Here is a 1,221-nt window from a genome sequence, read left to right as displayed (position 1 = left end):
CAGGCAGTGCCCGGCATCATTGCTGAGATGCGCACCATCGGGGATGCCGCTGATGGTGATCGTCAGCGCCTCGGACCCGTCGGTGTCGGTCAGCGCCGGAGTGATCGTCAGCGCAATGGCGGTGTCCTCATCGCCCCGGGCGGCCGAAACCGACAGGGTCGGCGTGTCGGTCACCGGATCGACCGTCACATGCAGCGTCTGCGTCGTCGCCGCCACCGCCGCACTGCCGTCCTTGGCCGTCGCCGTCACAGTCAGATCGAAGTCCACGTCGCTGTTCAACGGCGGCGTGATCTTCAAGCCGGCAAGTTGCGCCGGTGTGAGGGTGACCGAGCCGTTGCTGATCGTCAGGGCAGTGCCGGCATCATTGCTGAGATGCGCACCGTCGGGGATGCCGCTGATGGTGATCGTCAGCGCTTCGGACCCGTCGGTGTCGGTCAGCGCCGGGGTGATCGTCAGCGCAATGGCGGTGTCCTCATCGCCCCGCGCGGCTGAAACCGTCAGGGTCGGCGTGTCGGTCACCGGATCGACCGTCACATGCAGCGTCTGCGTCGTCGTCGCAACCGCCGCACTGCCGTCCTTGGCCGTCGCCGTCACGGTCAGATCGAAGTCCACGTCGCTGTTCAACGGCGGCGTGATCTTCAAGCCGGCAAGCTGCGCCGGTGTGAGGGTGACCGAGCCGTTGCTGATCATCAGGGCAGTGCCGGCATCATTGCTGAGATGCGCACCGTCGGGGATGCCGTTGATGGTGATCGTCAGCGCCTCGGACCCGTCGGTGTCGGTCAGCGCCGGGGTGATCGTCAGCGCAATGGCGGTGTCTTCATCCCCTCGCGCGGCCGAAACCGCCAGCGTCGGCGTGTCCGACACCGGATCGACCGTAACCACCAGTGATTCGCTGACGCTGACCGGAGCGGCACTGCCGTCCTTGGCCGTCGCCGTTACGGTCAAAGTGAAATCATCGTCGCTGTTCAGCGGCGGCGTGATCTTCAGACCGGCAAGCTGCGCCGGTGTGAGGGTGACCGAGCCGTTGCTGATCGTCAGGGCAGTGCCGGCATCATTGCTGAGATGCGCACCGTCGGGGATGCCGCTGATGGTGATCGTCAGCGCCTCCGACCCGTCGGTGTCGGTCAGCGCCGGGGTGATCGTCAGCGCAATGGCGGTGTCCTCGTCACCCCGCGCGCCCGAAACCGCCAGGGTCGGTGTGTCCGACACCGGATCGACCGT

At 66.5% G+C, this 1,221-nt stretch carries 1 protein-coding gene; it reads right to left on the bottom strand.

What is annotated here, in order from left to right; genetic code table 11:
- On the bottom strand, positions 1 to 1,221 hold a 1,221-nt coding region (locus I71_RS10590), incomplete at both ends, for a hypothetical protein (protein WP_042694704.1).

The sequence above is a fragment of the Azospirillum sp. B506 genome (genome assembly GCF_000333595.1).
Classification (GTDB): domain Bacteria; phylum Pseudomonadota; class Alphaproteobacteria; order Azospirillales; family Azospirillaceae; genus Azospirillum.
This window is presented reverse-complemented; position numbering and strand designations above follow the sequence as displayed.